This is a genomic window from Janthinobacterium rivuli (assembly GCF_029690045.1).
GTDB lineage: Bacteria > Pseudomonadota > Gammaproteobacteria > Burkholderiales > Burkholderiaceae_D > Janthinobacterium > Janthinobacterium rivuli.
Map to the genome: position 1 here is coordinate 4,236,643 of NZ_CP121464.1, position 26,563 is coordinate 4,263,205.

The following is a 26,563-nucleotide window of genomic DNA, read 5'->3' on the forward strand; positions in this document are numbered from 1 at the left end:
AGAGCATGCGGTTTTCCCGATTTTTCATCCGCCGTCCCGTGTTTGCCATCGTGCTGTCCATCCTCATCACCCTGGTGGGCGCGGTGTCGGCCATGCGCCTGCCGATCTCGGAGTTTCCCGAGATCGTGCCGCCCACGGTGACCGTGAAGGCCAGCTATCCTGGCGCCTCGGCGCAGGAAATCGCCGATACCGTCGCCGCGCCGATCGAACAGGAAATCAACGGCGTCGACGGCATGCTCTACCTGTCCTCGCAATCGGTGGGCGACGGCAAGCTGACCATCAGCGTGGTGTTCAAGGCGGGCACCAACGTCGAACAGGCCCAGTCGCTGGTGCAGAACCGCGTGGCGGTAGCCGAAGCGCGCCTGCCCGATGCCGTGCGGCGCCTGGGGCTGGCCGTCAAGAAGGCATCGCCCGACCAGCTGATGGTGGTGCTGTTCGATTCACCCAAAGGCACGCGCGACCAGCAGTACATTTCCAACTTCATCGGCACGGCCATCAAGGACAAGCTGGCCCGCGTCGAAGGCGTGGGCGACATCTACACGCGCGGCGCGCGCGACTTCTCGATGCGCATCTGGCTCGACCCGGCGCGCGTGGCCTCGCTGGGGTTGACTGCGCAGGAAGTGATCGCGGCCGTGCGGCAAGCCAATTCCCAGGTCGCCGCCGGCGTATTGAACCAGCCGCCCGGCGGCAGCGACGGCGCCTTCCAGGTGCAGGTGCAGGCGCAAAGCCGCCTGCGCGACGTGGCCGAATTCGAAGCCATCGTCGTGGCCGCCCATGCCGGCGGCGGCGTGGTGCGCCTGCGCGACGTGGCGCGCGTCGAGATGGGCGCGCAGGATTACACGGAAAGCGGTTTCGTCGACAAGCGCACGGCCATCGCGCTGAGCATCAGCCTGCTGCCCGGCTCGAACGCGCTGGCCACGGGCGACCGCGTGCTGGAGCTGCTGGCAAAAATGGAAGCCGACTTCCCGCAAGACGTCGCCTACCACAGCTATTACAATCCGACTGAATTCATCCGCTCCTCGATCGACAAGGTGCGCGACACCATCTTCGAGGCGGCCCTGCTGGTGTGCCTGGCCATGCTGCTGTTCCTCGGCTCGTGGCGCGCCGCCATCATTCCCATCCTGGCCATTCCCGTGTCCCTCGTCGGCACCTTCAGCGTGCTGGCGGCGATGGGCTATAGCCTCAATACCCTGTCATTGTTCGGCCTGGTGCTGGCGATCGGCATCGTCGTCGATGACGCCATCGTGGTGGTGGAAAACGTCGAGCGGCACATGGAGGACGGCATGAGCCCCGTCGCCGCGGCGCAGCGCAGCATGGACGAAGTGGGCTTCGCCCTGGTCGCCATCGCGCTGGTGCTGGTGGCGGTCTTCGTGCCGACGGCCTTCATCGACGGCATCTCCGGCATGTTCTACCGCCAGTTCGCCGTCACCATCGCCGCCTCCACCGTGATCTCGGCGCTGGTGTCGCTGACGCTGTCGCCGGCCCTGGCCGCGCTGCTGCTCAAGCCGCGGCACGATGCCAACAGCCTGGGCGCGCGCTGGATGCGCATTTTCAACCGCGGCTTTTCCCGCCTGACGGGCGGCTACGTGCGGCTGACGGGGCGCATCCTCTCGCGGCGCTGGCTGATGCTGCCCGTTTACCTGCTGCTGGCGGGCCTGACCCTGTGGCGCCTGGACGCGACGCCGCATGGTTTCGTGCCGCAGCTGGACCGCGGCTACGCCATCGTCTCGATCCAGCTGCCGGCCGGTTCGACCCTGGCGCGCACCAGCGAAGTGGTGCAGGACGCCACGGCCCGCCTGTTGAGCCACCCCGGCGTGGCCCACACGGCCGCCTTCGTCGGCACCGATGGCGCCACGTTTACGTCCGCGCCCAACACGGCCGTCATCTTCACCATGTTCAAGGACTTCGGCGCGCGCGCCAGCGATGGCCTGGACGGCCCGGCCATGCTGGGCGCCATGCGCGCCAGGCTGGCGCCCATCAGCGCGGCGCGCGTGATGGTGATACCGCCACCGTCCGTGCGCGGCATCGGCACGGGCGGCGGCTTCAAGCTGATGCTGCGCGACACGGGCGGCCAGGGACCGCAAGCCTTGCAGGCGGCCGCGCGCGCCATCGTCGAGGAAGCGGGCAAGCTGCCCTCGGTGACGGGCGCCTTCACGCCGTTCAACGCCATGAGTCCGCAGATCAAGGTTGAACTGGACCGCACCAAGGCCGAATACCTGGGCGTGCCGCTGCTGCGCCTCAACGAAACCTTGCAAAGCTACATGGCGCCCGTGTTCGTCAACGACATGAACCTGATGGGCCGGGTGTGGCGCGTCACCGCCCAGGCGGACGCGCCCTACCGGCGCAGCGTGGCCGACCTGGCCGCGCTGAAGACGCGCACCGCCAACGGCGACATGGTCCCGCTGGGCAGCGTGGCCGCCTTCAGCGAAGGCACGGCGCCATTCCGCGTGCCGCGCTACAACCTGTATCCCGCGGCCGAAATCCAGGGCAGCACCAGGCCTGGCTACTCGACGGGGCAAACCATCGCCGCGATGGAAGAACTGCTCAAGGCGCGCCTGCCGGACGGCTTCGACTACGAGTGGACGGAACTGGCGCTGCAGGAAAAACACGCGGGCGGCAGCACCGGCATGGTGCTGGGCCTGGCCGTGCTGCTCGTGTATCTGCTGCTGGCGGCCCTGTTTGAAAGCTGGCTGCTGCCCCTGTCCGTCGTGCTGATCGTGCCCAGCTGCGTGCTGGCCACGCTGGTCGGCGTGTCGTGGCGCGGTCTGGACAACAACGTGCTGACGCAGATCAGCATCGTGGTGCTGATCGGCCTGGCGGCCAAGAATGCCATCCTGATCGTCGAATTCGCGCGCCAGGCGATGGCGGCCGGCGCCGATGCGCGCGAGGCGGCCATCGCCGCCGCCCGCACGCGCCTGCGGCCCATCCTCATGACGTCGCTGGCCTTTTTGCTGGGCGCGATACCGCTGATGCTGTCTTCCGGCGCGGGCGCGGAAATGCGCCAGTCGATGGGCACGGCCGTCTTCGCCGGCATGCTGGGCGTGACCGTGTCCGGCCTGTTGTTTACACCGTTGTTTTTCACCTTGCTGAGCCGGCGCCGCGCGGCGCCCGCCGCACGCACGGTCGCACTGGGAGTAGCCGCATGAGCCGCATGATTAACTTGAACACGCGCCGCGCCGCGCCGCTGCTGGCGGCCACGCTGCTGGCCATGGCCGGCTGCAGCGTCGGCACGCCCACGGCGACGCGGGCGCTCGATACTGCGCGGCTGCCGGTCCTGCCCTCGGCCGCCGACGCGGCGGAGCTGCAGGCCGGCGCGCCGCCGGCACGGTGGTGGCAAGCACTGGGCGACGCCAGGCTGGAGCAATTAGTGCAACGCGCCTGGCACGACAATGACGACGTGCGCATCGCCGCCGCGCGCCTGGCCAGCGCCAGCGAATTTGCGCAAGCGGCGCGCGGCGCCCGCCTGCCGGCGGCGGACCTCGATGTCCAGGCCGGGCGCGCGCGTCTGGCGGCGATCGGGAGCCGCGACGGCCAGCCGCACATCGCCTCGCCGGTGCAGTGGAACGCCGCCTTCAGCTGGGAACTCGACCTGTTCGGCCGCGTGCGCCACAGCATCGCCGCGGCCGAAGCCACGGCGGACGAACGCGCCGCCGTGCGCGACGACGTGCGGCGCCTGATCCTGGCGCAGGTGGTGGACGCCTATCTGACGCTGCGCGGCGCGCAGCAGATGCGCGCCAGCCTGGAAGAACAATTAGCCAACCAATCCGATACCTTGCGGCTGGTGCGCGAGCGCGAAAGCGCCGGCCGCGCCGCGCCGGCCGAACGCATGCGCGCCGAGGCGCAGATGCGTCTGGCCAGCGCCCGCCTGCCCAGCCTGAACTTTGATGAGCGCGCGGCGCGCAACCGCCTGGCGACCCTCACGGGGCAGCGGCTCGATGCGCCGGAACTGGCGGCGCTCGACCAGCCGATGCCGCTGGCGCTGCCGCAAACCCTGCTGACGGACGAACCGGCCCACCTGCTGCTGCGCCGGCCCGACGTGCGCGCGGCCGAACGCGCGCTGGCGGCGGCCAGCGCCCGCGAAGGCGCGGCCATCGCCGAGCGCTTCCCGCGCATCAGCCTGAGCGCGCTGTTCGGCGCCTCCGGCGTGGCGGGCGACTGGCATGGCGGCGACGCGGCGCGCTGGCATGCGGGCGCCGCCTTTACCCTGCCGCTGTTCGATGGCGGCACGCGCCGCGCCCGCGCCCGCGCGGCCGGCGCCGACGTGCTGGCCGCGCAGGCCGGCTTCGACAAGGCGCTGGCGCTGGCGCTGGAAGAAACCGACAGCGCCAGCGCGCAATGGGTGCAGCTGCGCAGCCGCCATGCGGCACTGCGCGAGGCGCACCAGCTGGCGCAGGACAGCGCGCGCCTGGCCAGGGTGCGCTACCAGGAAGGCGCGGAAAGCCTGCTCGGCGTGCTCGAAGCGGAGCGCATCGCGCTGGCCACGCAGGAGCAGCTGGTAACGGCCCACCGCGACGTGGCCATCGCCACGGCCCATGGCTACACGGCGATGGCGGGCGGCTTCGACGGACCGGTGCCCCGCTAGAAGACAGGCGCCGGCGGCGTCAAACGGCGCCGATCTGGCCGGCGCAGGCGTCGACCACGCAGCCGCGCAGCCAGCGGTGGGCGGGGTCGGCATCCATGCGCGGATGCCACATCAGCGACACCGTCAGGTCCGGCATGCGCAGCGGCAGCGCAAAGCTGAACATGCCGGCGCGCAGATTGCCCGTATGCCTTTCCGGCACGGTGGCGATCAGGTCGGAGCCGGCGGCCAGCGCCAGCGCCGCCGTAAAGCCTCCGACGATGCTGGCGATCGTGCGCTGCAGTCCCAGGGCGGCCAGCGCGTCGTCCATCGGCCCCGTATCCTGGTCGCGCCGCGCCACCAGCACATGCTGGCCGGCCGCATAGCGCTCGGCGCTGATTTCGCCTTGCGCCAGCGCATGGCCGCTGCGCACGACGCCGACGAAACGGTCGCCGAACAGCCTGCGCGTGCGCACTTCCGGGCTGGTGAGACTGCCGATCACGCCCGTTTCCAGGTCGATGCTGCCCTCGCGCAGCTGCACGCTTTCACGGTCGACCTTTTGCACGAAGCGCAGGCGCACGCCAGGCGCTTGCGCACCAATATGCGCGAGCAGCGCCGGACCGAAATTTTCCACGAAGCCGTCGCTCGCACGCAGCGTGAAAGTCTGCTCCAGCTGGCGCGGATCGAGCTGCTGCGCTGGTCCCAGCACGGCCAGCACCTCGCCTAACAGGGATCCAACTCTTGCGCGCAGCTCCAGCGCGCGCGGTGTGGGCACCAGTTCACGGCCGGCACGCACCAGCAGCGGATCGCCGGTCGTCTCGCGCAGGCGCGCCAGGGCGCGGCTCATGGCCGATGGACTCAGGCGCAAGCGCCGCGCCGCGCGCGTGACGCTGCCTTCGGCCAGCAGCGCATCGAGGGTGATCAACAGGTTCAGGTCGGGTAGCGACATAGGCGCTTACTCGCCCTGCTCCGGCGCGCGCCCGATCTCGCCGTCGATATTGGCCAGGAACCAGGCCAGCGACGACATCAGCGCCACGTTGCGCTTGAGGTTATCCGGATCGACCTTGTCCAGCGTGTCGGCCGCCGTGTGGTGGTAGTGGAAGTAACTGTGGCTGTCGACCAGCGGCTCGAAACTGGGCACGCCGCCCGTTTCCAGGCGGTGCAAGTCGCCCGTGCCCAGCGCGTCGCGGCGCGTGAAGGCATGTGCGCCCATCGGCAGCAGGGCCGCACGCAGGGGCGCGAACAGTTTTTCCGACTTCGGCCCCACGCTGGCGAGGATGCCGAACGGACGGCCAGCGCCGCTGTCCATCTCGATGGCCGCGTATTGTTTACCGAGCGCCTGCTTGTGGGCCTCGAAATAGGCCTGGCCGCCCCGTCCGCCATTTTCCTCGTTCATCCAGGCGATCACGCGGATGGTGCGGCGCGGGCGGTAGTCGAGCTTTTTCAGGGTTTCCACCACGCCCATGGCCGCCACCACGCCGGCGCCGTCGTCATGTGCACCCGTCGCCAGGTCCCAGGAATCAAGGTGGCCCGACACCACAACCACTTCGTCGGCCTTGTCCGTGCCCGGCCAGTCGGCGATGACGTTATAGCTGTCCGCTTCCGGCAGGTTTTGCGGCGTCAGGGTCAGGTGCATTTTTATCGGACCGCGCGCGGCCAGGCGGCCCATCAGCAAGGCGTCTTCCACCGTGACGGCGGCGGCCGGGATGCGTTTATTCTCGTCCAGGCCCGTGGCGCCCGCGTGCGGAATGCGGAAGTCGGCGCCGCCGACCGATCGCACCAGCGCGGCGGCCGCGCCCAGGTCGGCCGCCGCCTTCGGTCCCAGGAAACGCGAGCGCGAACCCTGGCCATAGGTGACGCCGGCCAGGCCACGTTCGGCCATCTCCTGGTCGAACGGCGTGTCGATCAGCACGATGGCGCCCTTCACTTGCGCCGCGCGGGCCTTGAGTTCTTCCAGGCTTTTGACGATGATCACGGGCGCCGTCAGGCCGGCGGCCGGCGTGGCGCCGGAGCCGCCCAGGGCGGTGAGCACCACGCGCTGGCTGACGCCCTGCGGACGGCCCGCGTAATCGACGATTTCCGCCGTTTCCACGCCGCGCACCCAGTGCGGCACTTTCACGGGCTGCAAGGTGACGGTGGCGCCCAGCTGGCGCATGGTCTCGGCCACCTGCCGCACGGCGGCGGCGGCGCCGGCGGAACCGGACAGGCGCGGGCCGATCAGATCCGTCATGTCGGCCAGGCGGGCGTAGGCCCAGTCGCTTTGCAGCGCCGTGTCGCGCACCTGCGCCAGCGCTTGCGGCGTATTGCCCGGCGCGGCCGCAATGGCGCCAGCGCTGACGATGCAGCCCAGGGCAAGGGATAAAGCGGAACGGCGCAGTGGAGCGCCAGTCAGGATGCTGTGCATGTATTCAAATCCAGTCAACGAGGTCGAAGCGGGTACGCCGTGGCCATGGGCAAGGCGCGACTTTTTCTACGATAGCGTATTTATTCTGTCATTGCAGCAACTTTTACGGGATCGATTGCCTGTCCCCCCGGAGTCGATTACCATCGAGATCGTGATCGCTACCGGAAACCGCCATGCTCAAGGGAACACTCTGTACCGTCCGGCATTTGCAGGCCGCCGACCTGAATACCTATATCGCCCTCGTCAACGACCTGCCGTCGCGCGGCGAGTTTTTCTCGATGCAGTTCAAGTCGCCCGAGGCCATGCGGCGCGACTTCCTGCAAACGGGATTTGTGACGGAGGACAGCGAACTGTTCCTCATCGAAGACCAATCACAGCACATCATCGGCACGATCACGCACTTCAAGAGCCGCACGCCAGCCTCGCGCGAGATCGGCTACCGCCTGTTCGACCGGCAGCGGGATGGACGCGGCTACATCAGCGAAGCGACGCGCCTGGTGGTCGACTACCTGTTCAACGCCTATCCGTATCACCGTCTGGAGCTGCTGATGGACCCGCTGAACATCGGTTCCGAGCGCATCGCGCAAAAGAACGGCTTTACCCAGGAAGGCTTGCTGCGCCAGGCCTTCTTTATCAATGGCGTGATGCGCGATGTCAAAATGTACAGCCTGCTGCGTCCCGAATGGCAGGCGCGCCAGCGCTGACTTGTTACGGCCGGGGCGCGATTGTAATAAGTTGTATTAGACATGGAACAAGCGTGCGGCAGCAGATATAGTCCATTTCATGCAGATCATTGTGATCTCGCCGGAATGGAAGGAAATGCCATGTTGAACAAGAAACTCCTGGGTGCGGTAATGGTAGCGGCAGTGGCTGTGTCTTCGGCCGCAGTCGCCGGTGACCGCGACTTCAATACCGTTGCAGGCGCCGTTGTCGGGGCGGCCATTGGCAACAGCACCGGCGGGCGCAATGGCGCGATCGTCGGTGGCGTGCTGGGCGCAGCGGTCGGCAACAGCATCAGCACGAATGACCGCTATTACGACCGTGGCGGCTATCGCGGCGGCTACCGCGAAACCTATTACGCGCCGGCGCCGCAGCCCGTGTACTACGCCCCTGCCCCGCAGCCAGTGTATTACGCGCCGCCACCGCGCTACTACGGCCCGCCGGCCGTCGTCTACGTGCAACCAGGACGCGGCTATTACCGCGACCATGGCCGCCGCGACTACTACGACCGTGGCCACGGTCACGGCTGGGGCCATCGCCGTTAAGCACCGCCCTGCACCCGCACCATGCAAAACCTGCGCCAGCCTGCTGCCGCAGGTTTTTTTTATGAATATGCAAGGTATCACCCCCGCACAATATCGGCTAAGCTGTGTCCTATGATCAACATTGCTGGCCGCCTGGACCGCACCAACCGATGCATTTAATTAAAGACGAGCTCGACTTCGGCCCCTGGCTCGACGCCGCCGCCGGCAGCAGCGTGGGTGCCGGTCCCCTGCCGCGCCGCGAAAACCAAGACAACTTCCTGCTGATCGATGCCAGCGGCCACGCCGTCTGCCTGTCGCGGCAGGCGCCATTCCACTGCCAGGTGCCGGGCTGGCCGCGCGGCCATGTGCGCGCCGCCGTGCTTGACGGCATGGGCGGCCACGGCCTTGGGCGCGAAGCGGCGGAAGCGGCCGTGCAAGGCTTGCTGGCCATGCCCGCCTGTCTCGACACGGCCAGCCTGGCAGCCAGGCTCGACGGATTGCACGCGCGCTTGCAGGACACCTTCGCCAGGATCGCGCCAGCCCAGGCGCGTCCGCCCGGCACCACCCTGACCTTGCTGGAAGTGCCGCCCGGCGAGGCGCCGCTGCTGTATCACGTGGGCGATTCGCGCCTGTATGAAATTGCCGACGGGGTGGCCAGTATCCTCACCGTCGACCACGTGCCGGCCACCGTGTACGCCATGCGCGGGGCGCTCGACGAGCCGCGCTGGCGTGCCGCCGTGCATGGCGAGCACCATCCGCAGATCTCGCAGGCATTTATTTTGGGCAACGCCATCAGCGACAGCTTGCAGCTCGACAAGCCCTTGATCGGCCTCGACGCGGCCACCCTGCCGCCTTTCCTCGCGCACCTGGGCGACCGCCGCGTGCTGCGCGTGCGCCCCGGCGCCCACTATCTGCTGGCCAGCGACGGTTTTTGGGCGTGCGAGGATCCGCTGGCCCTGACGGCCCGCTGGCCCGCCTTGTGTGCCGGCAAGACTGCGGCACAGGCCGTCAGCGCCCTGTTCGACGATTTCCTCTCCGATCCGCCAACAGGTTTGCATAGCGACAACATTACCATGGTGGCGCTGCGCTTCGAGGCGGCGTTCACCGTCCCAGGCGGCTAGCGGCCAGGTAGCCGGCTGTTGCCGACACGGCCGACAAGACGCTGCCCCAGACCATGTCGATCGCCGTCAAGGCCAGCGGCCAGTCGCGCAAGGTCGCATAGTTGCTCAAATCATAGGTGCCGTAGGCAAGCAGCCCGAGCAGCGCGCCCAGCGCCGCCGCCGTGCGCCCGCGGCGCGCACGCAAGCCAGGCAAAATGGCAAAGACCAGCAGCCCCGCCGCGTACAGCAGGTAAAACAGCACGGCCGGCGCCCAGCGGGGAGACTCCGCCAGCAGCGGCCCCAGCGCCGCGGCGTACACGGGCTTCATCAGCACCGCCAGCCACAGGGCGTCGATGGCCAGGAACACGCACAAGGTGGCGCCATACGCAATGGCAAGCTGGAGCGGACGTTGGACGGGCATGGTCATCTTTCGGCATCAAGCGGTGTTGAGGGCAACGGTTGCGCCAGCATAATGCAAAACGCCGCCACGCTCACGGCGGCCTGGTTAAATTGAACCATGCCCATGGCGCGCGGTCTGAAGGATAGACCTCTCCAACGTCAGGAGCACGCCATGAGCAATACCATCCCATCACCGCAGGGCGGCGCGCCCGACTACGCCGCCATCAAGCAGCGCCAGCAGGCAGGCTGGGCCAGCGGCGACTTCGCCGTCATCGGCGTGACCCTGCAGCCGGTCGGGGAATCGCTGGCCGAGGCCGCCGACATCCGCGCAGGGGAAGACGTCATCGACATCGCCGCCGGCAATGGCAACGCCACCCTGGCGGCGGCCCGCCGCTTTGCCCGCGTCGTGTCCACCGATTACGTGCCGGCGCTGCTGGACAAGGGCCGCGCGCGCGCCGAGGCGGAAGGGCTGGCCGTGACCTTCCGCGTGGCCGACGCCGAAGACCTGCCCTTCGCCGACGCCAGTTTCGACGCGGCCCTGTCGACCTTTGGCATCATGTTCGCACCCGACCACCGGCGCGCGGCCAGCGAAATGCTGCGCGTGCTGCGGCCCGGCGGGCGCATCGGCATGGCCAACTGGACACCGGACGGCTTTGTCGGGCAACTCTTCAAGACCATAGGCAAATATGTGCCGCCCCCGGCAGGCGTGGCGTCGCCGGCCCGCTGGGGCGAAGAAGCGTATGTGCGCGACCTGTTCGGCCGTGGAGCCGAGCAGGTGCACGGCCAAGGCAAGGTTTTCAATTTCCGCTACGCTTCCGCCCAACACTGGCTGCAAGTGTTCCGCGATTTTTACGGCCCCGTCCACAAGGCCTTTGCCGCGCTGGACACGGCTGGCGCCGGGGCGCTGGAACAGGAACTGCTCTCCATGCTGGAGCGCCTGAATACGGCTGGCGCCCACTCGCTGGTGGTGCCGGGCGAGTATCTGGAAGTCATCGTCAGCAAACGGCGCGAATGAGTATCATGGCAAAATAACATATCCAGAAAGATATAATATGTGTTTTTGAGCAATAGTTTCCATGGCATGCATGGCAAGGTGTGACCAGGGACATGAATTTGGGCAAAAAGAGCACATTCCCGCGCCACGAATGTTGCCAAGCGGGCGCAAAAGCGCGTAAGCTCTCATGTATAACAGAGGGCAGAATGTCCCCGCTCGATTCGAGTCAGAATGTCATGAAAAAATGCAGCAACCCGGAGCACCCGCACTGTACGTTCTGGGTCTTGCCTGGGGAAACAGTCTGCGCGGGCAACCACCCGCAAGCGACGACTGCCCCCAGTAGCTACGACCTGTTGACCGCACAGCGCAGCGCCCGTTCCGAGCCATCGGCAACGGCGCTTTCGCACGTCCCTGCACATGATTCTGATATTCGCGATGCCGTTATTCGCGATGCTGCCATTCAAACGGTAAGCCGCTCCGTGAGGGCCTCTGCCGCCGCCCCGGCGTTTACGCCAGCGCCCGTTGCGCCGCCAACGGTGCCATCAGCTTACCAGCCCGCGCAAGCCCACCTGCACATCAGCGGCTTCGATCCCCGTGCGGCGGGCGGACGGCAAACCCTGAAAATGGAATTGCGCGGCATGAGCGCCGCCTGCGCGCCGCAGCTGACCTTGCGCCTGCGTTCGGATCTGATCCCGCGCGGCCACGTGCAGCATGATTTCGTGCGCACCACGCGCGGCGACTGGCGTCCCGTGTTTGTCGAGTTTTCCTCGCGTAACAAGGAACACGGGCAATACCAGATCGAAGTCGAAGTGCACAGCCACGTCGATGGCGCCGTGGCACAGAAATGGGTGTGCACGTTTGTCATCCTCGTGCCGCGCCGCGACGCCACGCTGACGGAGATCCACCAGATCTTCCTCAGCACCCACAAGAACGTGCGCGTGATGGCCGACGACGCGTCGATTGCCCGCGTGACGGGCGGCGACGGCTGCAACCTCGACGTGACGGCGCGCAATGCCGGCATTGCCCACGTGGATTTATCGGCGCCGCAAGGCAAGATCGACATGGGGTTTACCACGATTGCCTGGGACGAGGAGTTGATCGAGGTCGACCTGCCCGCCGCCAGCCACTGCCATCCGCACCCGAGCCAGGCCGCCTGCCTCGTCAATGCGGCGCCGGAAGCGGGCGAACAGCGCCAGATCCGCCTGTTCGCGCTGGAAGAATGCATGCTGGGGCGTTTTGAGCTGGTCGATCCGGAAGCCGATGTGCTGCTCAGCCATTTCAGTCCCGACGGCCAGGACAATAATGGCTTGACGCGCCGCCTGTCGGGCCGCCACGCCATCATCCGGCGCGGCCAGCAAGGCTTTGAAATTGAGGACGTGTCGCGCTATGGCCTGCTGCTCGACGGCGTGTGGCCCGGCAAACACAAGCCCGTCGCCCTGCGCCTGGGCATGCGCATTGAATTGTCTGCCAGCATCAAGGGCATCGTCGTGCTCAGCGTCACGGCCCTGCTTGCGCATGGCGTGATCTTGCACCGCATCGACCACGGCGCCCGCGCCGAGTGTTTTTACCTGTTGCTGCCCGACACCCAGCTTGCGCCGGCAAGCCACCTTGCCACGCCGCAGGCCAGCTGCCTGCCCGTGCTCTTCCACCGCAACGGCGGTTTCTGGCACCTCGATACGGCCAGCGGCAAGGAAACGGCGCTGGCTCCCGCCACCGCGCTCGACAAGCTCAGCGGCTTTGCGCGCCATAACCGCTTCGCCAGCGAACCGTATCCCGAATGCTGGATCATCCGCACCGAAGGCGCGGCGCTGTGCGATAGCGTGCTAACCGCCTGATACAACGCCTCCCGCCACCTGACCGCTAGCGTCTGAAAAATGGTCAGAGCAAGGCGCGCTGCCGAAGACAGTACGAATGTACGGCAAGGCAGTGCAACGCAGCTATGGCCTTTTTTCGGACGCTAGCGTGGCACCAGCACGAGAAAAATCAGCGACAGCCCGATAATGAACACCGCTTCCAGCGAAAACACGAGGGCGGGAATCTGCAATTCGCGCGGGATTTTCATGGCGACACCTCTTCAAAACACGGGACTGCTTTCAGCATAGCGCGCCCTGCGCCGATTGCATTATCAGCCGCATAACACAATTGACGGGACGGCATGCGTTGCCGAGTCCGCTGGCCAAGCTCTCCCGACACACAATTTAACAAATTATCGGCAGATATTCTGCAAATAGCACCCCTCCACGCCCTTGCATACTGTATATTCATCCAGTTAATATCCCCTGCATTTCACACAACGCCACGCATGGCGTTTTACATTTTCTATGGCTTCCAACAAAGCGCATCATGCGACCGGTTGGGCTGCCGGCGTGATCGCCGCGGCCCTGGTCGCGCACGCTGGCGCCGGTGGCCCCTACCAAGTGCTGAGCATGCTCGCCTTTGTCATGGGCGCGCTGGGCGGCACGGCGCCGGACTGGCTGGAAGTGGCCTGGTGGGCGCGCACGCACCGGCTGTGGATCACGCACCGCACGTGGACGCACTGGGGCCTGGCCTGGATCGCCCTGCTCGTCTACACCTACCTGCAATTGCCGCACCACTTGTGGGCGCCGCCCCTGTTCGGCTTTGCCGCCGGCGGCATCATGCATTTGCTGGCCGACTGGCCCAATCCGCTGGGCGTGCCGTGGATCTTCCGCCGCCACTCGCTGCGCTGGTGGAAGAGCGGCCGCCACGACATCATCGTCATCATCGCCGCCTGGCTGGCCGCCACCATCGTGGCCGACCACGTGTTTTTTGACGGCATCCACTGGCAGCGCACCGTCCTGGCGTTCGATAGCCTGCTGCACTGGTCCGCCGCTGCCCTGCAGCAAGCCTGGGCAAATCTGCAACAATGGCAGTTGCGCTGGCGCCTGGGCGGCGACGCCAATTGACGCCGGCCGCGTGGCAATGTGATAATGAGTATCATTCTCAAACAGCCCAGCCAGCCGGCACCCCGCGTTCCGTCAGCCCAGCTCTTCCCTTGCCTGGAGAACGCAGTGAGCACCGTCAGTCCCGTCCATGCCGTCCACCTGAGCACCCTGTACAGCGAGCACCACGGCTGGCTGTATGGCTGGCTGCGCGGCAAGCTGGGCAACCGGGCCGAGGCGGCCGACCTGGCGCAGGACACGTTTTTACGCCTGCTGGGCAAGCGCGACGCTGCACCGCTGCGCGAACCGCGTGGCTACCTGGCGACGATTGCGCGCGGCCTGCTGATCGACCGCTACCGGCGCCAGGCGCTGGAGCAAGCCTACCTGGAAGCGCTGGCGCAGCAAGCCGAGCCGACGACGATCAGCGCCGAAACGCATGCCATCATCATCGAAACCCTGCTCGCCATCGACCGCCTGCTCGACGGCCTGGGTGCGCGCACGCGGGCCGTCTTCCTGCTGGCGCAGATCGAGGAGCTCAGTTATGTCGACATCAGCCGGCGCCTCGGCGTCTCCCTGCCCACCGTGAAAAAGCACCTGGTGCGCGCCTACACGGAATGCCTGATGCTGGCGGCCGCCTGATGTTCGGCCCATCCCCTTCCATTCCCATCGCGCGCAAGGTGCTGGCCGCCGCCGCCCACTGGCACGTGGAACGCCAGTGCGGCAGCGCCGACCCGGCCGCCCTGCAGGCATGGCGCGACGCCAGCGCCGAGCATGAACGGGCCTGGGAACTGCTGCAGCGTATGGACGGCCAGCTGGGCGCAATACCGTCAGCGCTGGCGATTCCCGCGCTGCAGGCGGCGCAGCAGCGCCGGCGCGCGGCCGCCAAAATACTCGCCCTGCTGGTGGCGGCCGGCGGCGGCATCGCGCTGGGCCAGGCGGGCCTGCAATCGGGCCCATGGCAAGCACTGACGGCATCCTTGCGCACGGCGCCGGGCCAGCGCCGCCACGTCACCCTGGCCGATGGCGGGCGCCTGGAAGTGAATACGGATAGCGCCCTGGATGTCGCTTGCAGTGCCACGCACCGCCGCATCCGCCTGCATCACGGCGAAATCATCATCACGACGGCGCCCGACCCACGCCCCTTCCTCGTCGACACGCCGCACGGCGTGATCCGCGCGCTCGGCACGCGCTTCGGCGTGCGCTGTGACGGCGATGGCAGCACGGTCAGTGTCTACGAACATGCCGTGGAAGTGCGCTGCGCGGCGCGCCCGGACGCCTTGCGCCGCCTGGAAGCGGGACAGCAGCTGCGTTTCAGCGCAACCGGCGCGGATGACGTGCAGATCATGCCTGCGCACCAGGACAGCTGGCTGCGCGGCATGCTGGTAGCCGCCGACTGGCCCCTGCAACGGCTGGTGCGGGAACTGGCGCGCTACCGGCGCGGACGTCTCGTCTGCGATGCTGGCGTAGCGCGGCGCCCCGTCACGGGCACCTACCGCCTCGACGATATCGACGCCGTGCTGGAAAGCCTGTGCGCCTCGCACGGGCTGCAAGTGACGTACTTCACGCGCTACTGGGCCACGGTGGCGGCCCGCGCCACATAATTATTTTCAGTTTTTTTTGCGCCAGGGGTTGGTGTTTCGCTGCGCTGCTTCGGCTTCATAGATAAGTAGCCGATTCATCCTCCATTGACCATACCCTGAACAGAAAGACCGAGCATGCAGCTGACCACCCCCGTCCTCCATCCCGCCGCGCGCGCCATCCGCCTGGCCGTCCTCGCCATGGCGTGCGCCGCCCCCGCCGCCTTTGTCGCCGCCCCCGCCCTGGCGCAAGGCCAGGCTGCCGCGGCGGCACCGCAAGCCTACGCCATTGTGGCCGGTCCGCTGGCCACGGCCCTGAACGACTTTGCCGTCGCCGCCGGCGTCAGCCTGTCGACCGATCCCGCGCAGACACGCGGCCTGCGCTCGCCGGGCGTGCGCGGCAGCTTCAATGTCGGCCAGGGTTTTGCCCAGGTGCTGGCCGGCAGCGGCCTGGAAGCCGTGCAGCTACCGAACGGCGCCTACGTGCTGCGCCAGGCGGCGCCAGCGTCCGCAGCGGCGGCCGGCACGGAAAAGACCATGGCGCCCGTGACCGTCAGCGCGAGCATGGAGCGCGACCCCGTCAGTGAACACAGCAACTCGTACGCGGCGCGCGCCGTCACCGTCGGCAAGGGCGTGCAAACCCTGCGCGAAATTCCGTTATCCGTCAGCGTCATCACGCGCCAGAAGATGGACGACCAGAACCTCAACACCATCGACGCCGTACTGGCCAACACCACCGGCATCACCATGTACGACAGCCCCATGGGCGGGCGTTATGTGTATTCGCGCGGCTTCATGGTCGACACTTACCAGTTCGATGGCGTCAACCGCGCCATGTTCTACCCGCAGGCGAACAGTTTTACCAGCAATACGGCCATGCTCGATCGCGTCGAAATCGTGCGCGGCGCCACAGGCCTGTTGCAGGGCACCGGTTCGCCGGGCGCCGCCATCAACATGGTGCGCAAGCGCCCGCTGGCGGAAAAGCAGGTGCAACTGGCGCTCAGCGCGGGCCGCTGGAACGACGTGCGCGGCGAAATCGACGTCACCGGCCCCTTGAACGAGTCGGGCAGCATCCGCGGCCGTGTCGTGGCCGCGCACGACCAGCGCGATTATTTTTATGACGTGGCCGACAGCCGCACCGACGTGCTGTACGGCGTGCTGGAATTCGACCTGGCGCCGGGCAGCAAGCTGACAACGGGCGCCAGCTACGAGAAACTGAAATCGACGCCGTTTTTCTCCGGCATGCCCCGCTACCTCGATGGCAGCGACCCGAAACTGCCCCGGTCGACCTACCTGGGCGCGGACTGGAACCGCTGGGACAGCCGCCAGACGGCCGCCTTCGCCGAATTCGAACACCGCTTCGATGCCGACTGGTCGCTCAAGGCCAGCGCCAACTACACGCGCGAACAGCATGACGTGAAATACATGTTCAACCTGGGCGCGCTCAATCCCGCCACCATGGCCGGCATGATGATGTACGCGGGCGTGTTCGACTACGGCACCACCAACAAGGGACTCGACCTGTCGCTCGATGGCAAATTCAACGCCTTCGGCCGCCGCCACGGCTTCAGCGCCGGCGTCAGCACGAACCGGCTGGAAAGCGACAGCGATTACAGCCTGGCCATGATGAAGCTGCCCAATAGCGCGCTGCAACCGAATCACGGCGTGGCGGAACCGAGCGATGCCTGGATACGCGAGAAACAATATGGCGGCGGCCACAGCCTGACCACCATGACACAGACGGGTGCCTATGGCGTGGCCCGATTCAGCGTCAGCGACCCGCTCACCGTGGTGGCGGGCGCGCGCGTATCGAATTTCAAATCAACCAGCGTGTACCGCGACACGGGCGAGGTATATCTCGATCCGTCCCGCGAAAACGGCGTCGTCACGCCGTATGGCGGCGTCATTTACGCGTTCGACAAGCGCTGGTCCGGCTACGCCAGCGTTTCCGACATCTTCCAGCCGCAAAACCAGCGCACGGCCGAAGGCGCCCTGCTTGAGCCGCTGAAAGGGCGCAACCTGGAGGTGGGCGTGAAAGGTGAACTGTTCGATGGCAAGGTCAATACCTCGCTGGCGCTGTTCCGCATCGAACAGCGCAACCGCGCCGAGGCCGATCTGGTCAATATCTGCACCAGCGGCACGGAATGCTATTTCTCGACCGGCAAGGTGCGCAGCGAAGGCGTCGATGCGGAAATCAGCGGCGAAGTGACGCCGGGCTGGCAGCTTTTCGCCGGCTACACCCTGAACAACTTCAAATACCTGGAGCAGACGTCGGACGCAGGCGTGATGTTCGCCAGTACCTACTCGCCGCGCCACATGCTGCGCGCGTGGAGCGACTACCGCCTGCCCGGCGCCTTGCAGAAGTGGAGCGTGGGCGGCGGCGTGAACTTCCAGACGGAGAGCTCGCGCACGACGCGCGACGTGAAGGTGGCGCAAGGCGCGTATGCCTTGTGGAGCGCGCGCGCCGCCTACCAGATCGACCGCAACTGGACGGCGTCGCTGTCCGTGACGAACTTGCTCGACAAGCGCTACTACCAGACGGTGAGCGCGCCGGCGTGGGGCAATTTCTATGGCGAGCCGCGCAAGGCGCAACTGACCTTGCGCGCGCGGTTCTAATCCAGCTTATGCCGGAGGACGCAATGGCGCCTTCGGCAGCGGGATGAATTCCGTCTCGCCCGGCACGCTCCCCATGCGCTGGGCGGTCCAGTCGTCGGCCGCCTGCGACAATCGCTCCTTGCTCGACGAGACGAAATTCCAGAACAGGAAGCGGTGGCCGTCCAGCGGCTCGCCGCCGATCACGACGAACTGCACCGGGCCGCCGCCTGCCGTCACCACGGGCGCGGCACCAGCTTCCAGCAAGGCCATGGTGTGCGGCACCAGCGCCACGCCATCGACCAGCACATCCCCGCTGATCGGATAAATCGCCGCTTCCGGCGGCAAGCCTTCCAGGCGCAACTCGCGCCCTGCCTGCAGCGCCACGTCCAGGTACACCGTCTGCATGTAGGTGCGCACGGGCGAGGTCTGGCCAAAGGCCGTGCCGATCAACACCTTCACGACGGCGCCATCGAGCGGCACGACGGGAATGTCGGCCTGCGGCGTGTGCGTGAAACTCGGTTCATCCTCTTCGTGCGCCTTCGGCAGCGCGGCCCACAGCTGCAAGCCGTGCGTGCGGTGCGGCTGGCCCGCCAGGTCCTGCGGCGTGCGTTCCGAATGCACGATGCCGCGCCCGGCCGTCATCCAGTTGATGGCGCCCGGTTCGATGCGCTGGTACGAGCCGATGCTGTCGCGGTGGTCGATCGCGCCCTCGAACAGGTAGGTGACGGTGGCCAGGCCGATATGCGGATGCGGACGCACGTCGTGGTTGGCGTCGGGCGCCACGTCGATGGGGCCGAAATGGTCAAAGAAAATGAAAGGGCCGACGGCCTGCTTGGCTGCGGAAGGCAACAGGCGGCGCACGACGAAGCCGCCGCCCAGGTCCTTTTCGTGACTTTTCAGGATGGCCGCGCTCATGCCAGCACCGTGGTGATTTCCGTGGTGACGGCCGTCATCAGCTTGTGGATCGGGCATTTTCCGGCGGCCGACAGCAATTCCTGGCGCTGCGCCTCCGTCAACTCGCCCGTCAGGTGCAGGGTGGTGGCCAGGCGGTACACGCCCTTGCGCTCTTCGCTGGCGTCGCGCTCGGTCGACACTTCCACGTGTTCCAGGGGGATGCCCTTGTGTTTGGCGTACCAGACGACGGTGAGCGCCTTGCAGGCCGACAGGGCCGCGTCGTACAGGTCGTGCGGCGACGGGCCGGCGTCGCCGCCCCCTTCGGCCACCGAGGCGTCGGTGGAAATGATGTGATCGCGCACGTGCACGATGTGGCGCATGGCTTGCGACTGGTCGCGGATGGCTTTGATGGTCATGGCGTTCCTGGGTGCGTTTGGAAAGCCACAATTTACACCGTTTGCCCGCTTTGCGCAGCCTGCCGCCCCACTACCTGATCATTCGATACGGAACAGGGCATCGGTGGGCCGACGAAGACGATGGACGCTCCGGCACGGCCAAGGTGCATGCAGCATCCCTCAAGATGACCGATATGATAATGAGTCAGTCGAGCGTGCGCGCCACCCTGAAGCCGACGATGTCGTTCGACAGCACCGTGGAAAAGCCGTTGCGCAGGGCCGAGCGCAAATAGCGCGGGTGGTACAGCCACGAGCCGCCGCGCAGGATGCGCCGGCTGCTGTCGGCGCCCTCTTCCCACGCGCTGCCGTCGACGGGCGCTCCGTCGTAATTGTCGTGCACCACGTCCTGCACCCATTCCCACACATTGCCATGCATGTCGAACAGGCCCCAGGAATTCGGCGCAAACGTACCCAGCGGCGTGGTGCCGCCCCGGTACACGCCGCGCGGGCCGCCGTTGTACACGTACAGGCCGTCGTAGTTGGCTTGCTCGGTGCTGATCGTGTCGCCCACGTTGAAGGCAGTGCGCGTGCCGGCGCGGCATGCGTACTCCCATTCCGCTTCGCTGGGCAGGCGGTACCGCCGGCCCGTGCGTTCGCTCATCCACGCCAGGTACAGCTGCGCGTCATTCCAGCTCACGCCGACCACCGGATGCAGGTCGGTTTGCACGAAACCGGGATTGTCCCAGTCCGTTTCCGATCCGCCCGCCCAGCCGGTCGCCTTGACGAATGCGCGCCATTCGCCCACGCTGACGGGGTGGCGCGCCAGCGCGAACGGGCGCTCGATGCCGACCCAGTGCTGCGGCATCTCGCGTTCGAGCCAGGACTGCTGCGAGCCGGCCTGGATGGCGGCCTTGTGTTCCGTCTCGTGCGCGCCCATCTGGAAGCGGCCGCTGGGAATGAGCACCAGTTCCGGGCCCTGTCCCGCGCCATCGAGAAAGTCATCGCGCAAGATGCCTTCCGCATTGGCCACCGGTTCCGCGTGTTCCGTTTCCAGCGCTGGCGCGGATGCCGGCGCAGGGACGGATGCGGTCGCGGCGCGGCTGGCCTCTTCGCGGCGCGCGCGTTCCTGTTCCGCGCGGTAGGCCGCCTCCGCCTTGGCGACGATGGCCTTGCGCTGCAATTCCTGGTGTTCCTGCAAGGCCGTGGCGGCATCGGCTTCGCGGCGCGCGCGCAACTGGCCGCGCAGCGCTTCCTTGCGCAGCTTGCGCGCCTCTTCCGCTTCGAAATGGCGCTGCGCCTCCTGCTCGCGGCGCAGCTTGTCCTGGCGCTGCTTTTCCAGCGCGGCCGCCTGGATTTCCGCCTTGCGACGCTGATCCAGTTCTTCCTGGCGTATGCGGGCCCGCTTGATCTCTTCCTCGCGCGCCTGTTCGGCGGCCAGCGCCGCCTCCCGCTGTTGCTGCGCCTGCTGCGCCGCGCGTGCCTGCTGCTGGCGCGCCTGTTCCGCCAGTTCTTCGGGCGACGGCCCGGCGGCGCGCTCCAGGCTTTCCAGCAAGGCTTGCACGGATTGGGGCCGCAGTTCCGGCGTCAGCGAAAAACCGTTCTGCAAGACTTGCCACTGCTGCGCGTTGAGCGCTTGCGGCGCGGACGGCAAATGGCTGGCGCTGCGCGTGTCGTCGAACGGCATGCGCCCTTCGAGCATCTGATAGATCATCACGGCCACGGCATACACGTCCAGGCGCGGGCTGGGCTGGCGCTGGTTGGCGCCGGCCTCGGGCGCCCGGTAACCGTGCGTGCCCGCATTCGGCATCTCCAGCGCCAGGCTGCTGTCCGCATTGCGCACGCGCGTCGCGATGCCGTAGTCGAGCAGCTTGACGTCGCCCTTCGCCGTCAGGAAGACATTGCCCGGCTTGAGGTCGCGGTGCACCAGCTTGTGCTTTTCCCACGCATACGACAGGGCTTCGGCCACGGGCTGCAGCAGTTCCTGCACCGTGGACAGGGGCAGCGCGCCCGTGCGCGCCAGATAGTGCTCGAGGTCTTCGCCATCGAGGCATTCCATGATGATGAAATAGCTGGCCGTGGCCGGATCCTGCGCCCACTCGTAGACACGCACGATGTTTTCATGTGCGAGTTTGCGCGCCTGCGTCGCTTCCTCGATCAGCAGCTTGGCGTGCGTGGCGCTTTGCGTCAGCTGCGGCGGCAAAATCTTCAGCGCCACCATTTCACTGCTGCCCAGCTCCGCGTGTGTGGCCAGGTCGGTGGCTTGCCACACCTGCCCCATGCCGCCCGTGCCGATCAGCCGTTCGAGCCGGTAGCGGCGGTTTTGCGGACCGATTTCCTGGCCCGTCATGAAGCCCAGTTCCGTACCCTGGCGCACGGGCAGCGGCGCGGCCACAGGCGCGGCGCCGGGCGGCGCGTACTCGGCGTCGAGGATGGCGTTCTTGCGGCGTTCAAATTCCTGCTCGCTGAGCAACCCGTCGTCATGAAGGGCGCGCAGTTCCCGCAGCTTGTCTCGTGCTTTTTGCATCATCTGGGGTGAAACGCTTCCATCAAGGCTGCAGGGCGACGCCGCAGGCGGCGCAGAATTTATCTTCCGGATGGCCCGCGCGCTGCGCATGGCCGTTCTTGCAGCGGGCCGGCGCCGCTGCGGCGGCGGCACCCGGCTGCAACGCCTGCGCCACGGCCACGCCCAGCTGCGCCTGCGCCGACAGGCCATGCGCGTGCGCCGCATTTTGCAGGTTGATCAAGTCCAGCTGCTGGCGCCGTTCGCGTTCCGCCTGGCCTTCCAGATAGCTGCGCTCCTGCGCCACGCTGTCCTGCGCCATGCGCATGGCGTCCAGCGGCGCGACGCTGTTCTCGGCCGCCGCCAGCGCGGCCAGCGCGTGGATCTGTTCGGCGCTCATGCCCGCCTGCAGCTGCGTTTTCAGCACTTGCGCCAGCGCGCTTGCATTCTGCCCGGCGGCCATGGCCACCTTGCCCGTGTCGCTCAGGGAGCCGATTTTCTCGATGCGGTCGATGTCGATGCGCGCCAGTTCGGCCGCATGCGCCTGTTGCGCCAGCAAGGCTTCGTATTCACCTTTCCAGCGCGCGTAATCGCTTTCGCGCTGCTGCGCCATGGCCAGCAAGTCGCGCTGCCATTGCGCTTCCTGTTCCAGCTGGCGCAGCTGCTGGCGCTGTTCCTCGATGGCCAGCGCGTCGAGCTGCGCCAGCTGCGTTTGCTGCTGCAGCTGGCGCGCGTGCACGCCGTCGGCCTCGATGGTGCGCAACAGCTTTTCCTGCTGCGCGATGGCGTCTTCGCGCGCGCCGCCGCGCCGCAGCGCCGCCACTTTTTCCGCGATTTCCGCCGCCTGCACTTGGGCCGCTTCATCCTTGTGCGCCTCGGCGCGCAGCAATTCGCGCTGGCGCGCCAGCTGCATCTGGTCTTCCCACTCCTGCACCCGCTCCGCTTCGCGCTTGCGCGCCGCATTCGCCAGCATCAGGCCCTGCCACGCAGCCTGGTGCTGCTCGGCCTCCAGCTGCGCCTCACGCTGGGCCGCATCCGCTTCCGCCTGACGCAGGCGCGCCAGCTGGGTGCGGCGGCCCGTCTCGTCGTCGATCAGCAGCGCGCTTTCCACTTGCTGCGCGATCGACTGCAAGTGCACCTGATGCGTAAAGCGCTGCTGCGCCAGCTGGATCTGTTCGCGCCCGTGCAGCTGCGACAGTTCCAGCTCGCTGCGCATCTTGATGGCGGCCAGCGCCCGCACGTGTTCCCAGTTGGCCGCTTCATCGGCGCGCTGCGCCCCTTTTTGCGCCAGTTCTTGTTCCAGCTCGCCCAGCGCCAGCGCGGCGCCGTGGTCGAGCGCCTGACGCCGCGATTTCGCTTCCAGGATGCGGCCATACAGGTCGATCTGGCGCCCGCGCAGCGCTTGCAGGCGCTCCGCTTCCTGGTGGTTCAGTTCCGCCTTTTCCACCGTCGCATCCTGCTGCAATTCCGCGCGGCGGTGCGCGTGGCGCGCCGCCAGTTCCTCGCGGCGGATGCGCTGCCACTCTTCCTCGTCATACAGCTGGTCGAGCTGCTTCATGCGTTCCAGGCTGTGCTGCTCCAGTTCCTGCGCCGGCAAGCCGCCCAGCCACAGGGTGCCGATGGCCGCATCGCCGCCGCCCTCGCGCTTGTCATGGCGCAGGCTGAGCGTTTCCACGCGCGCCACGGCCAGGCCGCTGGGCGCCAGGCGCTGCGTCAGGGCCGATTGCAGGCGTTCGTTCAATTCGGGCCGCAAGTCGGCATTCGCGTCCATCTCGCGCAGGGCACGGCTGCCGATGAATTCCAGCGCGATCTGGCGCACGGACGGCAGCAGCAAGGCGTGCAGGTGGGCGCGCGTGACGGCGCCCGGCGCGCGCATGAACTGGCGCGCGAACGCATCGGGCTGGCCCAGCGCGATGTCGACGCGCAGGGACGCGGCGACGTTCAGCAACTCCGTGCTGGCCAGGGCCGGCAAGTCGAATTCCAGGCTGACGGCGTCGGCGCGCGCGATCAGCACTTCGGCCGGACGCGCCGGCAGCAGCGCGGGCAGGCGCGCAAAGAAGGCGGCGCTGTCGTAGTCGCCGGCCGGTATCAAGGTGAAAGCGTCCGATTGCACGATCCAGGCGCGCGACTCGGCCGGCACCTGCAGGCGGCGCGCCGCGCTGCCGAACAGCGAGGACAGTTCGCGCACGCCAAAGAACAGGGCAAGTTGCCCATCAGCAAGATGCCATTGATTGGCATGCAGCACCGCGTCGCTGTCGGGTGCCCCCAGCGACAAGCCGCATTGCGCGCAATAGCCGGCGGCAGCGCCGTTCTTGTGCTCGCAGCGCGGGCAGCGGGCGCCGCCAAAACCAAACAATTGGAACATGTGTGACTCCTGATGAGAATGATTGTGCGCGCAAGTGTGCGCAACACGGCTGCCATGCCGATTCTAGCAGCACAGCTGGCGCAGCACCTGCCGCGCGCCGAGCGTGCACGAAACGGCGCAGCATCAGATAATGCCATAGGGCAATTGCATTCATATGCACGGATACAGGGCGAATTAGGCCTCAATTCATGCGGTCGCCCGCCAGCGCCGCGCGCAGGCATTTCAGCGCCGTTTTTTTGCAGGCCATCCCGCCAAAACCACGGCTGGTCGCATCTGCATGGCGCGCCGGCCCGCGCCTGGCTACAGTGCATGCATACCCACCCGCCACCCGAAAGGAACCATCATGAAAACGCTGAAAAACATGGAAGCCATCTTTACCGTCGCCGTCGCCATCGCCTGCGGCGCCAGCTACGTCAGCTTCATGCAGCCATCGGCTGCCAAAGCGACTGATGTGGCGCAAGCGAGCGCCATCCCCGTCGTCGTCGTCAGCGCCAAGCGCCTGACGGAACAGGAAAAGAAAATCTCGCTGATCGAAGAACGGCAAGCCTTGCTGGGCAACGCCACCGCCAGCACCCTGTGAGCCAACGATGCTGACACCACGCCGCCTGGCGCCAATGTGAATTCCGCCGCGCCAGGCCGCCATTTGTATCCGCCACGGATACACGGACACACAGCATTGTGTCAATTGTAATAAGTTGAATCAAAGGCGATAAATCGCCAGCAAGCGCCTATAGTCCATTTCACGCAATCACCGAAATGGAGCACATCATGAAACCCATCACACTCTACGCAGCAGCCATGCTTGCCATCAGCACCGCGGCCTTCCTGCCCGCGCAAGCCATGGCACAGAATCAGCTCGGCGTCAGCATTGTCATCGGCAACGCGCCGCCTCCGCCACGGTTTGAAAGCGTGCCAGCGCCGCGCGCCGGCTATGTCTGGGCGCCCGGCTACTGGAACTGGGATGGCCAGCGCCATGTCTGGAACAATGGTGAATGGTTGCGCGAACGGGGCGGCAACCACTACCGCCGCGCCGCCTGGATACAGGAGAACAACCGCTGGCGCCTGGACCGTGGCGGCTGGGTCGCCGCGCAAGTGCAGCCCGTGCGCTATGACGACATCCGCATCGCCCCGCCGCCACCGCGCCGCGAAGCCATCCCGCGCGCGCGCCACGGCTACGCCTGGGCGCCCGGCCACTGGGAATGGCGCGGCCAGCGCTACGCCTGGACGCCAGGCGTGTGGATCGCCGAACGCCCCGGCTACGTGTATGCGCCGCCCGCCTGGAACCAGCGCGATGGCCGCTGGCAGATGGAGCAAGGCCGCTGGTCGCCACGCGGCCCGAACGGTGACCGCGACCGCGACGGCATCCCCAACCGCTATGACCGCGACAATGGCAACCGCCACGACCGCGACGGCGACGGCATACCGAACCGCGACGACCGCCGGCCCGACAACCCGCGCCGCAATTAATACGCATCTGTAGTCAGGACAAGGCCACCCATCGCGGTGGCCTTGTCATTTTCCCGACACATCCGTGTATTAACATCGCGCGACGATCAATCACACTGCACGAGAAAGATTCACGATGGCGATGGAAACTGCCGGTTTTACCTACGGCTCGGACACCTCGGGCCTGGTCTGGGGCTTCCTGTTTGGGCGCGAGCCGCAGCCGCTGGCGCTCGACTCGACGGCCGCGCTGGCCTGGCTGGCCGATGGCGCGGCGCGGCCGGCGCAGGAATTCGTCTGGCTGCATTTCAATCTGTCGCATGCGGCCAGCGAAAAATGGCTGATGACGCATACGCAGCTGGCCGACGAATTCTATGAAACCCTGCACCAGGGTTCGCGCTCGACGCGCATCGAGCAGGCGGAAAACACCCTGATCGCCGTGGTCAACGATGTGGTGCACAATTTCTCGTTCGAAGCGTCCGACATTTCCACCATGTGGGCCAGCGTGGCGCAAAACCTCGTCATCACGGCGCGCCGCGCACCGTTGCAGTCGATCGAGCGCCTGCGCCAGGCCGTCATCAAGAACCACGAGCCGATCCGCTCGTCGGTGGAATTGCTGATCCATCTGCTGCGCGACCAGGCCGACGTGCTGGTCAACATCGTGCGCGACGCCGTGGCGCGGGTCGACGATATCGAAGACCACTTGCTGGCCGGGCGCCTGGTGCCGAAACGCGCAGACCTGGGCGGCATGCGGCGCGTGCTGGTGCGGCTGCAGCGCCTGCTGGCACCGGAACCGGCCGCCCTGTTCCGCCTGCTGCAACGCCCGCCATCGTGGGTGTCGGAACTGGACAGCCTGGAGCTGCGCCAGTCGACGGAGGAGTTTTCCGTCGTGCTCAGCGATATGTCGTCCTTGCAGGAACGCATCAAGCTGCTGCAGGAGGAGATCGCCGCCAGCGTCAACGAGGAAAACAGCCGCAGCCTGTTCGTGCTGACCATCGTCACCGTGCTGGCCTTGCCGATCAATATCATCGCCGGCATGCTGGGCATGAATGTGGGGGGAATTCCGCTGGCCCAGCATCCGCAGGGCTTCTGGATCATCGTCGCCATCATCGTCACGTTCACAGTGGTGGCGGGATGGCTGGTGGTGCGCGTGCAACGCAATAGTTGACTATCGGAAACACGGCCTGGCAGGCGA

General features: G+C 66.9%; 21 protein-coding genes. 14 read left to right on the forward strand and 7 right to left on the reverse strand.

Features of this window, described 5'->3' with window-relative positions:
- Positions 1 to 5: 5 nt before the first annotated feature.
- Both P9875_RS19215 and P9875_RS19220 read left to right on the forward strand, forming a co-directional pair.
- Positions 6 to 3,146 carry an efflux RND transporter permease subunit gene (locus tag P9875_RS19215; RefSeq protein ID WP_278316314.1) on the forward strand — a complete coding sequence of 1,047 codons (3,141 nt, stop codon included), beginning with the start codon at positions 6 to 8 and terminating at the stop codon, positions 3,144 to 3,146.
- A complete protein-coding gene (locus P9875_RS19220; protein ID WP_278316315.1) occupies positions 3,143 to 4,582 on the forward strand; it encodes an efflux transporter outer membrane subunit in 1,440 nt (479 codons plus the stop codon). Before P9875_RS19215 ends, P9875_RS19220 begins: the two co-directional genes overlap by 4 nt.
- Positions 4,583 to 4,601: 19 nt before the next feature.
- Here the strand turns inward: P9875_RS19220 and P9875_RS19225 are convergent, their stop codons facing one another.
- Together P9875_RS19225 and P9875_RS19230 are read right to left on the reverse strand one after the other, a co-directional pair.
- On the reverse strand, positions 4,602 to 5,507 hold the full coding sequence (locus tag P9875_RS19225) for a LysR family transcriptional regulator (protein ID WP_176390460.1): 906 nt from the start codon (positions 5,505 to 5,507) through the stop codon (positions 4,602 to 4,604).
- A gap of 6 nt (positions 5,508 to 5,513) precedes the next feature.
- The gene (locus tag P9875_RS19230) at positions 5,514 to 6,962 is read right to left on the reverse strand and encodes a M20/M25/M40 family metallo-hydrolase (RefSeq protein WP_278316316.1); all 1,449 of its coding nucleotides are present in this window, start codon (positions 6,960 to 6,962) and stop codon (positions 5,514 to 5,516) included.
- A gap of 173 nt (positions 6,963 to 7,135) precedes the next feature.
- Here P9875_RS19230 and P9875_RS19235 point away from each other — a divergent pair, with 173 nt between their 5' ends.
- From P9875_RS19235 to P9875_RS19245, 3 genes are all read left to right on the forward strand, one after another.
- Positions 7,136 to 7,666, forward strand: coding sequence for a GNAT family N-acetyltransferase (locus tag P9875_RS19235; protein WP_099400634.1), 531 nt, complete (start codon positions 7,136 to 7,138; stop codon positions 7,664 to 7,666).
- A 120-nt stretch (positions 7,667 to 7,786) separates the two neighbouring features.
- Complete coding sequence (locus P9875_RS19240) at positions 7,787 to 8,227, forward strand: glycine zipper 2TM domain-containing protein (RefSeq protein ID WP_035819923.1); 441 nt, start codon at positions 7,787 to 7,789, stop codon at positions 8,225 to 8,227.
- Between the two features lie 149 nt (positions 8,228 to 8,376).
- A complete protein-coding gene (locus tag P9875_RS19245; protein ID WP_278316317.1) occupies positions 8,377 to 9,327 on the forward strand; it encodes a PP2C family protein-serine/threonine phosphatase in 951 nt (316 codons plus the stop codon).
- Here P9875_RS19245 and P9875_RS19250 read toward each other — a convergent pair.
- Positions 9,308 to 9,733, reverse strand: coding sequence for a DUF2177 family protein (locus P9875_RS19250; protein ID WP_278316318.1), 426 nt, complete (start codon positions 9,731 to 9,733; stop codon positions 9,308 to 9,310). The genes P9875_RS19245 and P9875_RS19250 overlap by 20 nt on opposite strands.
- Before the next feature lie 144 nt (positions 9,734 to 9,877).
- Between P9875_RS19250 and P9875_RS19255 the strand changes: the two genes are divergently transcribed.
- The 6 genes from P9875_RS19255 to P9875_RS19280 all read left to right on the forward strand — a co-directional run bounded on the left by P9875_RS19255 (position 9,878) and on the right by P9875_RS19280 (position 17,792).
- Positions 9,878 to 10,720: a class I SAM-dependent methyltransferase gene (locus P9875_RS19255; protein ID WP_278316319.1), complete on the forward strand. Its 843-nt coding sequence runs from the start codon at positions 9,878 to 9,880 to the stop codon at positions 10,718 to 10,720.
- 215 nt (positions 10,721 to 10,935) lie between these two features.
- On the forward strand, positions 10,936 to 12,534 hold the full coding sequence (locus P9875_RS19260; RefSeq protein ID WP_278316320.1) for an FHA domain-containing protein: 1,599 nt from the start codon (positions 10,936 to 10,938) through the stop codon (positions 12,532 to 12,534).
- Between the two features lie 486 nt (positions 12,535 to 13,020).
- Positions 13,021 to 13,623: a metal-dependent hydrolase gene (locus P9875_RS19265; protein ID WP_035819929.1), complete on the forward strand. Its 603-nt coding sequence runs from the start codon at positions 13,021 to 13,023 to the stop codon at positions 13,621 to 13,623.
- Between the two features lie 105 nt (positions 13,624 to 13,728).
- The gene (locus tag P9875_RS19270; RefSeq protein ID WP_278316321.1) at positions 13,729 to 14,238 is read left to right on the forward strand and encodes a sigma-70 family RNA polymerase sigma factor; all 510 of its coding nucleotides are present in this window, start codon (positions 13,729 to 13,731) and stop codon (positions 14,236 to 14,238) included.
- Positions 14,238 to 15,200, forward strand: a complete 963-nt coding sequence (locus P9875_RS19275; protein ID WP_278316322.1) for a FecR domain-containing protein — start codon at positions 14,238 to 14,240, stop codon at positions 15,198 to 15,200. The genes P9875_RS19270 and P9875_RS19275 overlap by 1 nt, the downstream gene beginning before the upstream one ends.
- 114 nt (positions 15,201 to 15,314) lie before the next feature.
- On the forward strand, positions 15,315 to 17,792 hold the full coding sequence (locus tag P9875_RS19280) for a TonB-dependent siderophore receptor (RefSeq protein WP_278316323.1): 2,478 nt from the start codon (positions 15,315 to 15,317) through the stop codon (positions 17,790 to 17,792).
- A gap of 6 nt (positions 17,793 to 17,798) precedes the next feature.
- Here the strand turns inward: P9875_RS19280 and P9875_RS19285 are convergent, their stop codons facing one another.
- The 4 genes from P9875_RS19285 to P9875_RS19300 form a co-directional block, all read right to left on the reverse strand.
- Positions 17,799 to 18,686, reverse strand: coding sequence for a pirin family protein (locus P9875_RS19285; protein WP_278316324.1), 888 nt, complete (start codon positions 18,684 to 18,686; stop codon positions 17,799 to 17,801).
- Positions 18,683 to 19,081, reverse strand: coding sequence for an OsmC family protein (locus tag P9875_RS19290; RefSeq protein ID WP_278316325.1), 399 nt, complete (start codon positions 19,079 to 19,081; stop codon positions 18,683 to 18,685). Before P9875_RS19290 ends, P9875_RS19285 begins: the two co-directional genes overlap by 4 nt.
- A 184-nt stretch (positions 19,082 to 19,265) precedes the next feature.
- Positions 19,266 to 21,587: an SUMF1/EgtB/PvdO family nonheme iron enzyme gene (locus tag P9875_RS19295; protein ID WP_278316326.1), complete on the reverse strand. Its 2,322-nt coding sequence runs from the start codon at positions 21,585 to 21,587 to the stop codon at positions 19,266 to 19,268.
- Positions 21,588 to 21,606: 19 nt separating this feature from the next.
- Positions 21,607 to 23,925, reverse strand: a complete 2,319-nt coding sequence (locus tag P9875_RS19300; RefSeq protein ID WP_278316327.1) for a hypothetical protein — start codon at positions 23,923 to 23,925, stop codon at positions 21,607 to 21,609.
- Positions 23,926 to 24,268: 343 nt separating this feature from the next.
- On the opposite strand from P9875_RS19300, the gene P9875_RS19305 reads away from it, so the two are divergent.
- The 3 genes from P9875_RS19305 (at position 24,269) to P9875_RS19320 (ending at position 26,536) form a co-directional block, all read left to right on the forward strand.
- Positions 24,269 to 24,505 carry a hypothetical protein gene (locus P9875_RS19305; RefSeq protein WP_035819941.1) on the forward strand — a complete coding sequence of 79 codons (237 nt, stop codon included), beginning with the start codon at positions 24,269 to 24,271 and terminating at the stop codon, positions 24,503 to 24,505.
- 188 nt (positions 24,506 to 24,693) lie between these two features.
- Positions 24,694 to 25,392, forward strand: coding sequence for a YXWGXW repeat-containing protein (locus P9875_RS28705; protein WP_341353799.1), 699 nt, complete (start codon positions 24,694 to 24,696; stop codon positions 25,390 to 25,392).
- Positions 25,393 to 25,507: 115 nt separating this feature from the next.
- Positions 25,508 to 26,536, forward strand: a complete 1,029-nt coding sequence (locus P9875_RS19320) for a transporter (protein WP_235211695.1) — start codon at positions 25,508 to 25,510, stop codon at positions 26,534 to 26,536.
- Positions 26,537 to 26,563: the final 27 nt, after the last annotated feature.

Coding starts and splice junctions, on each gene's coding strand:
- P9875_RS19215 (WP_278316314.1), top strand. CDS start 6: ATGCGGTTTTCCCGATTTTTCATCCGCCGTCCCGTGTTTGCCATCGTG.
- P9875_RS19220 (WP_278316315.1), top strand. CDS start 3,143: ATGAGCCGCATGATTAACTTGAACACGCGCCGCGCCGCGCCGCTGCTG.
- P9875_RS19225 (WP_176390460.1), bottom strand. CDS start 5,507: ATGTCGCTACCCGACCTGAACCTGTTGATCACCCTCGATGCGCTGCTG.
- P9875_RS19230 (WP_278316316.1), bottom strand. CDS start 6,962: ATGCACAGCATCCTGACTGGCGCTCCACTGCGCCGTTCCGCTTTATCC.
- P9875_RS19235 (WP_099400634.1), top strand. CDS start 7,136: ATGCTCAAGGGAACACTCTGTACCGTCCGGCATTTGCAGGCCGCCGAC.
- P9875_RS19240 (WP_035819923.1), top strand. CDS start 7,787: ATGTTGAACAAGAAACTCCTGGGTGCGGTAATGGTAGCGGCAGTGGCT.
- P9875_RS19245 (WP_278316317.1), top strand. CDS start 8,377: ATGCATTTAATTAAAGACGAGCTCGACTTCGGCCCCTGGCTCGACGCC.
- P9875_RS19250 (WP_278316318.1), bottom strand. CDS start 9,733: ATGACCATGCCCGTCCAACGTCCGCTCCAGCTTGCCATTGCGTATGGC.
- P9875_RS19255 (WP_278316319.1), top strand. CDS start 9,878: ATGAGCAATACCATCCCATCACCGCAGGGCGGCGCGCCCGACTACGCC.
- P9875_RS19260 (WP_278316320.1), top strand. CDS start 10,936: ATGAAAAAATGCAGCAACCCGGAGCACCCGCACTGTACGTTCTGGGTC.
- P9875_RS19265 (WP_035819929.1), top strand. CDS start 13,021: ATGGCTTCCAACAAAGCGCATCATGCGACCGGTTGGGCTGCCGGCGTG.
- P9875_RS19275 (WP_278316322.1), top strand. CDS start 14,238: ATGTTCGGCCCATCCCCTTCCATTCCCATCGCGCGCAAGGTGCTGGCC.
- P9875_RS19280 (WP_278316323.1), top strand. CDS start 15,315: ATGCAGCTGACCACCCCCGTCCTCCATCCCGCCGCGCGCGCCATCCGC.
- P9875_RS19285 (WP_278316324.1), bottom strand. CDS start 18,686: ATGAGCGCGGCCATCCTGAAAAGTCACGAAAAGGACCTGGGCGGCGGC.
- P9875_RS19290 (WP_278316325.1), bottom strand. CDS start 19,081: ATGACCATCAAAGCCATCCGCGACCAGTCGCAAGCCATGCGCCACATC.
- P9875_RS19295 (WP_278316326.1), bottom strand. CDS start 21,587: ATGATGCAAAAAGCACGAGACAAGCTGCGGGAACTGCGCGCCCTTCAT.
- P9875_RS19300 (WP_278316327.1), bottom strand. CDS start 23,925: ATGTTCCAATTGTTTGGTTTTGGCGGCGCCCGCTGCCCGCGCTGCGAG.
- P9875_RS19305 (WP_035819941.1), top strand. CDS start 24,269: ATGAAAACGCTGAAAAACATGGAAGCCATCTTTACCGTCGCCGTCGCC.
- P9875_RS28705 (WP_341353799.1), top strand. CDS start 24,694: ATGAAACCCATCACACTCTACGCAGCAGCCATGCTTGCCATCAGCACC.
- P9875_RS19320 (WP_235211695.1), top strand. CDS start 25,508: ATGGCGATGGAAACTGCCGGTTTTACCTACGGCTCGGACACCTCGGGC.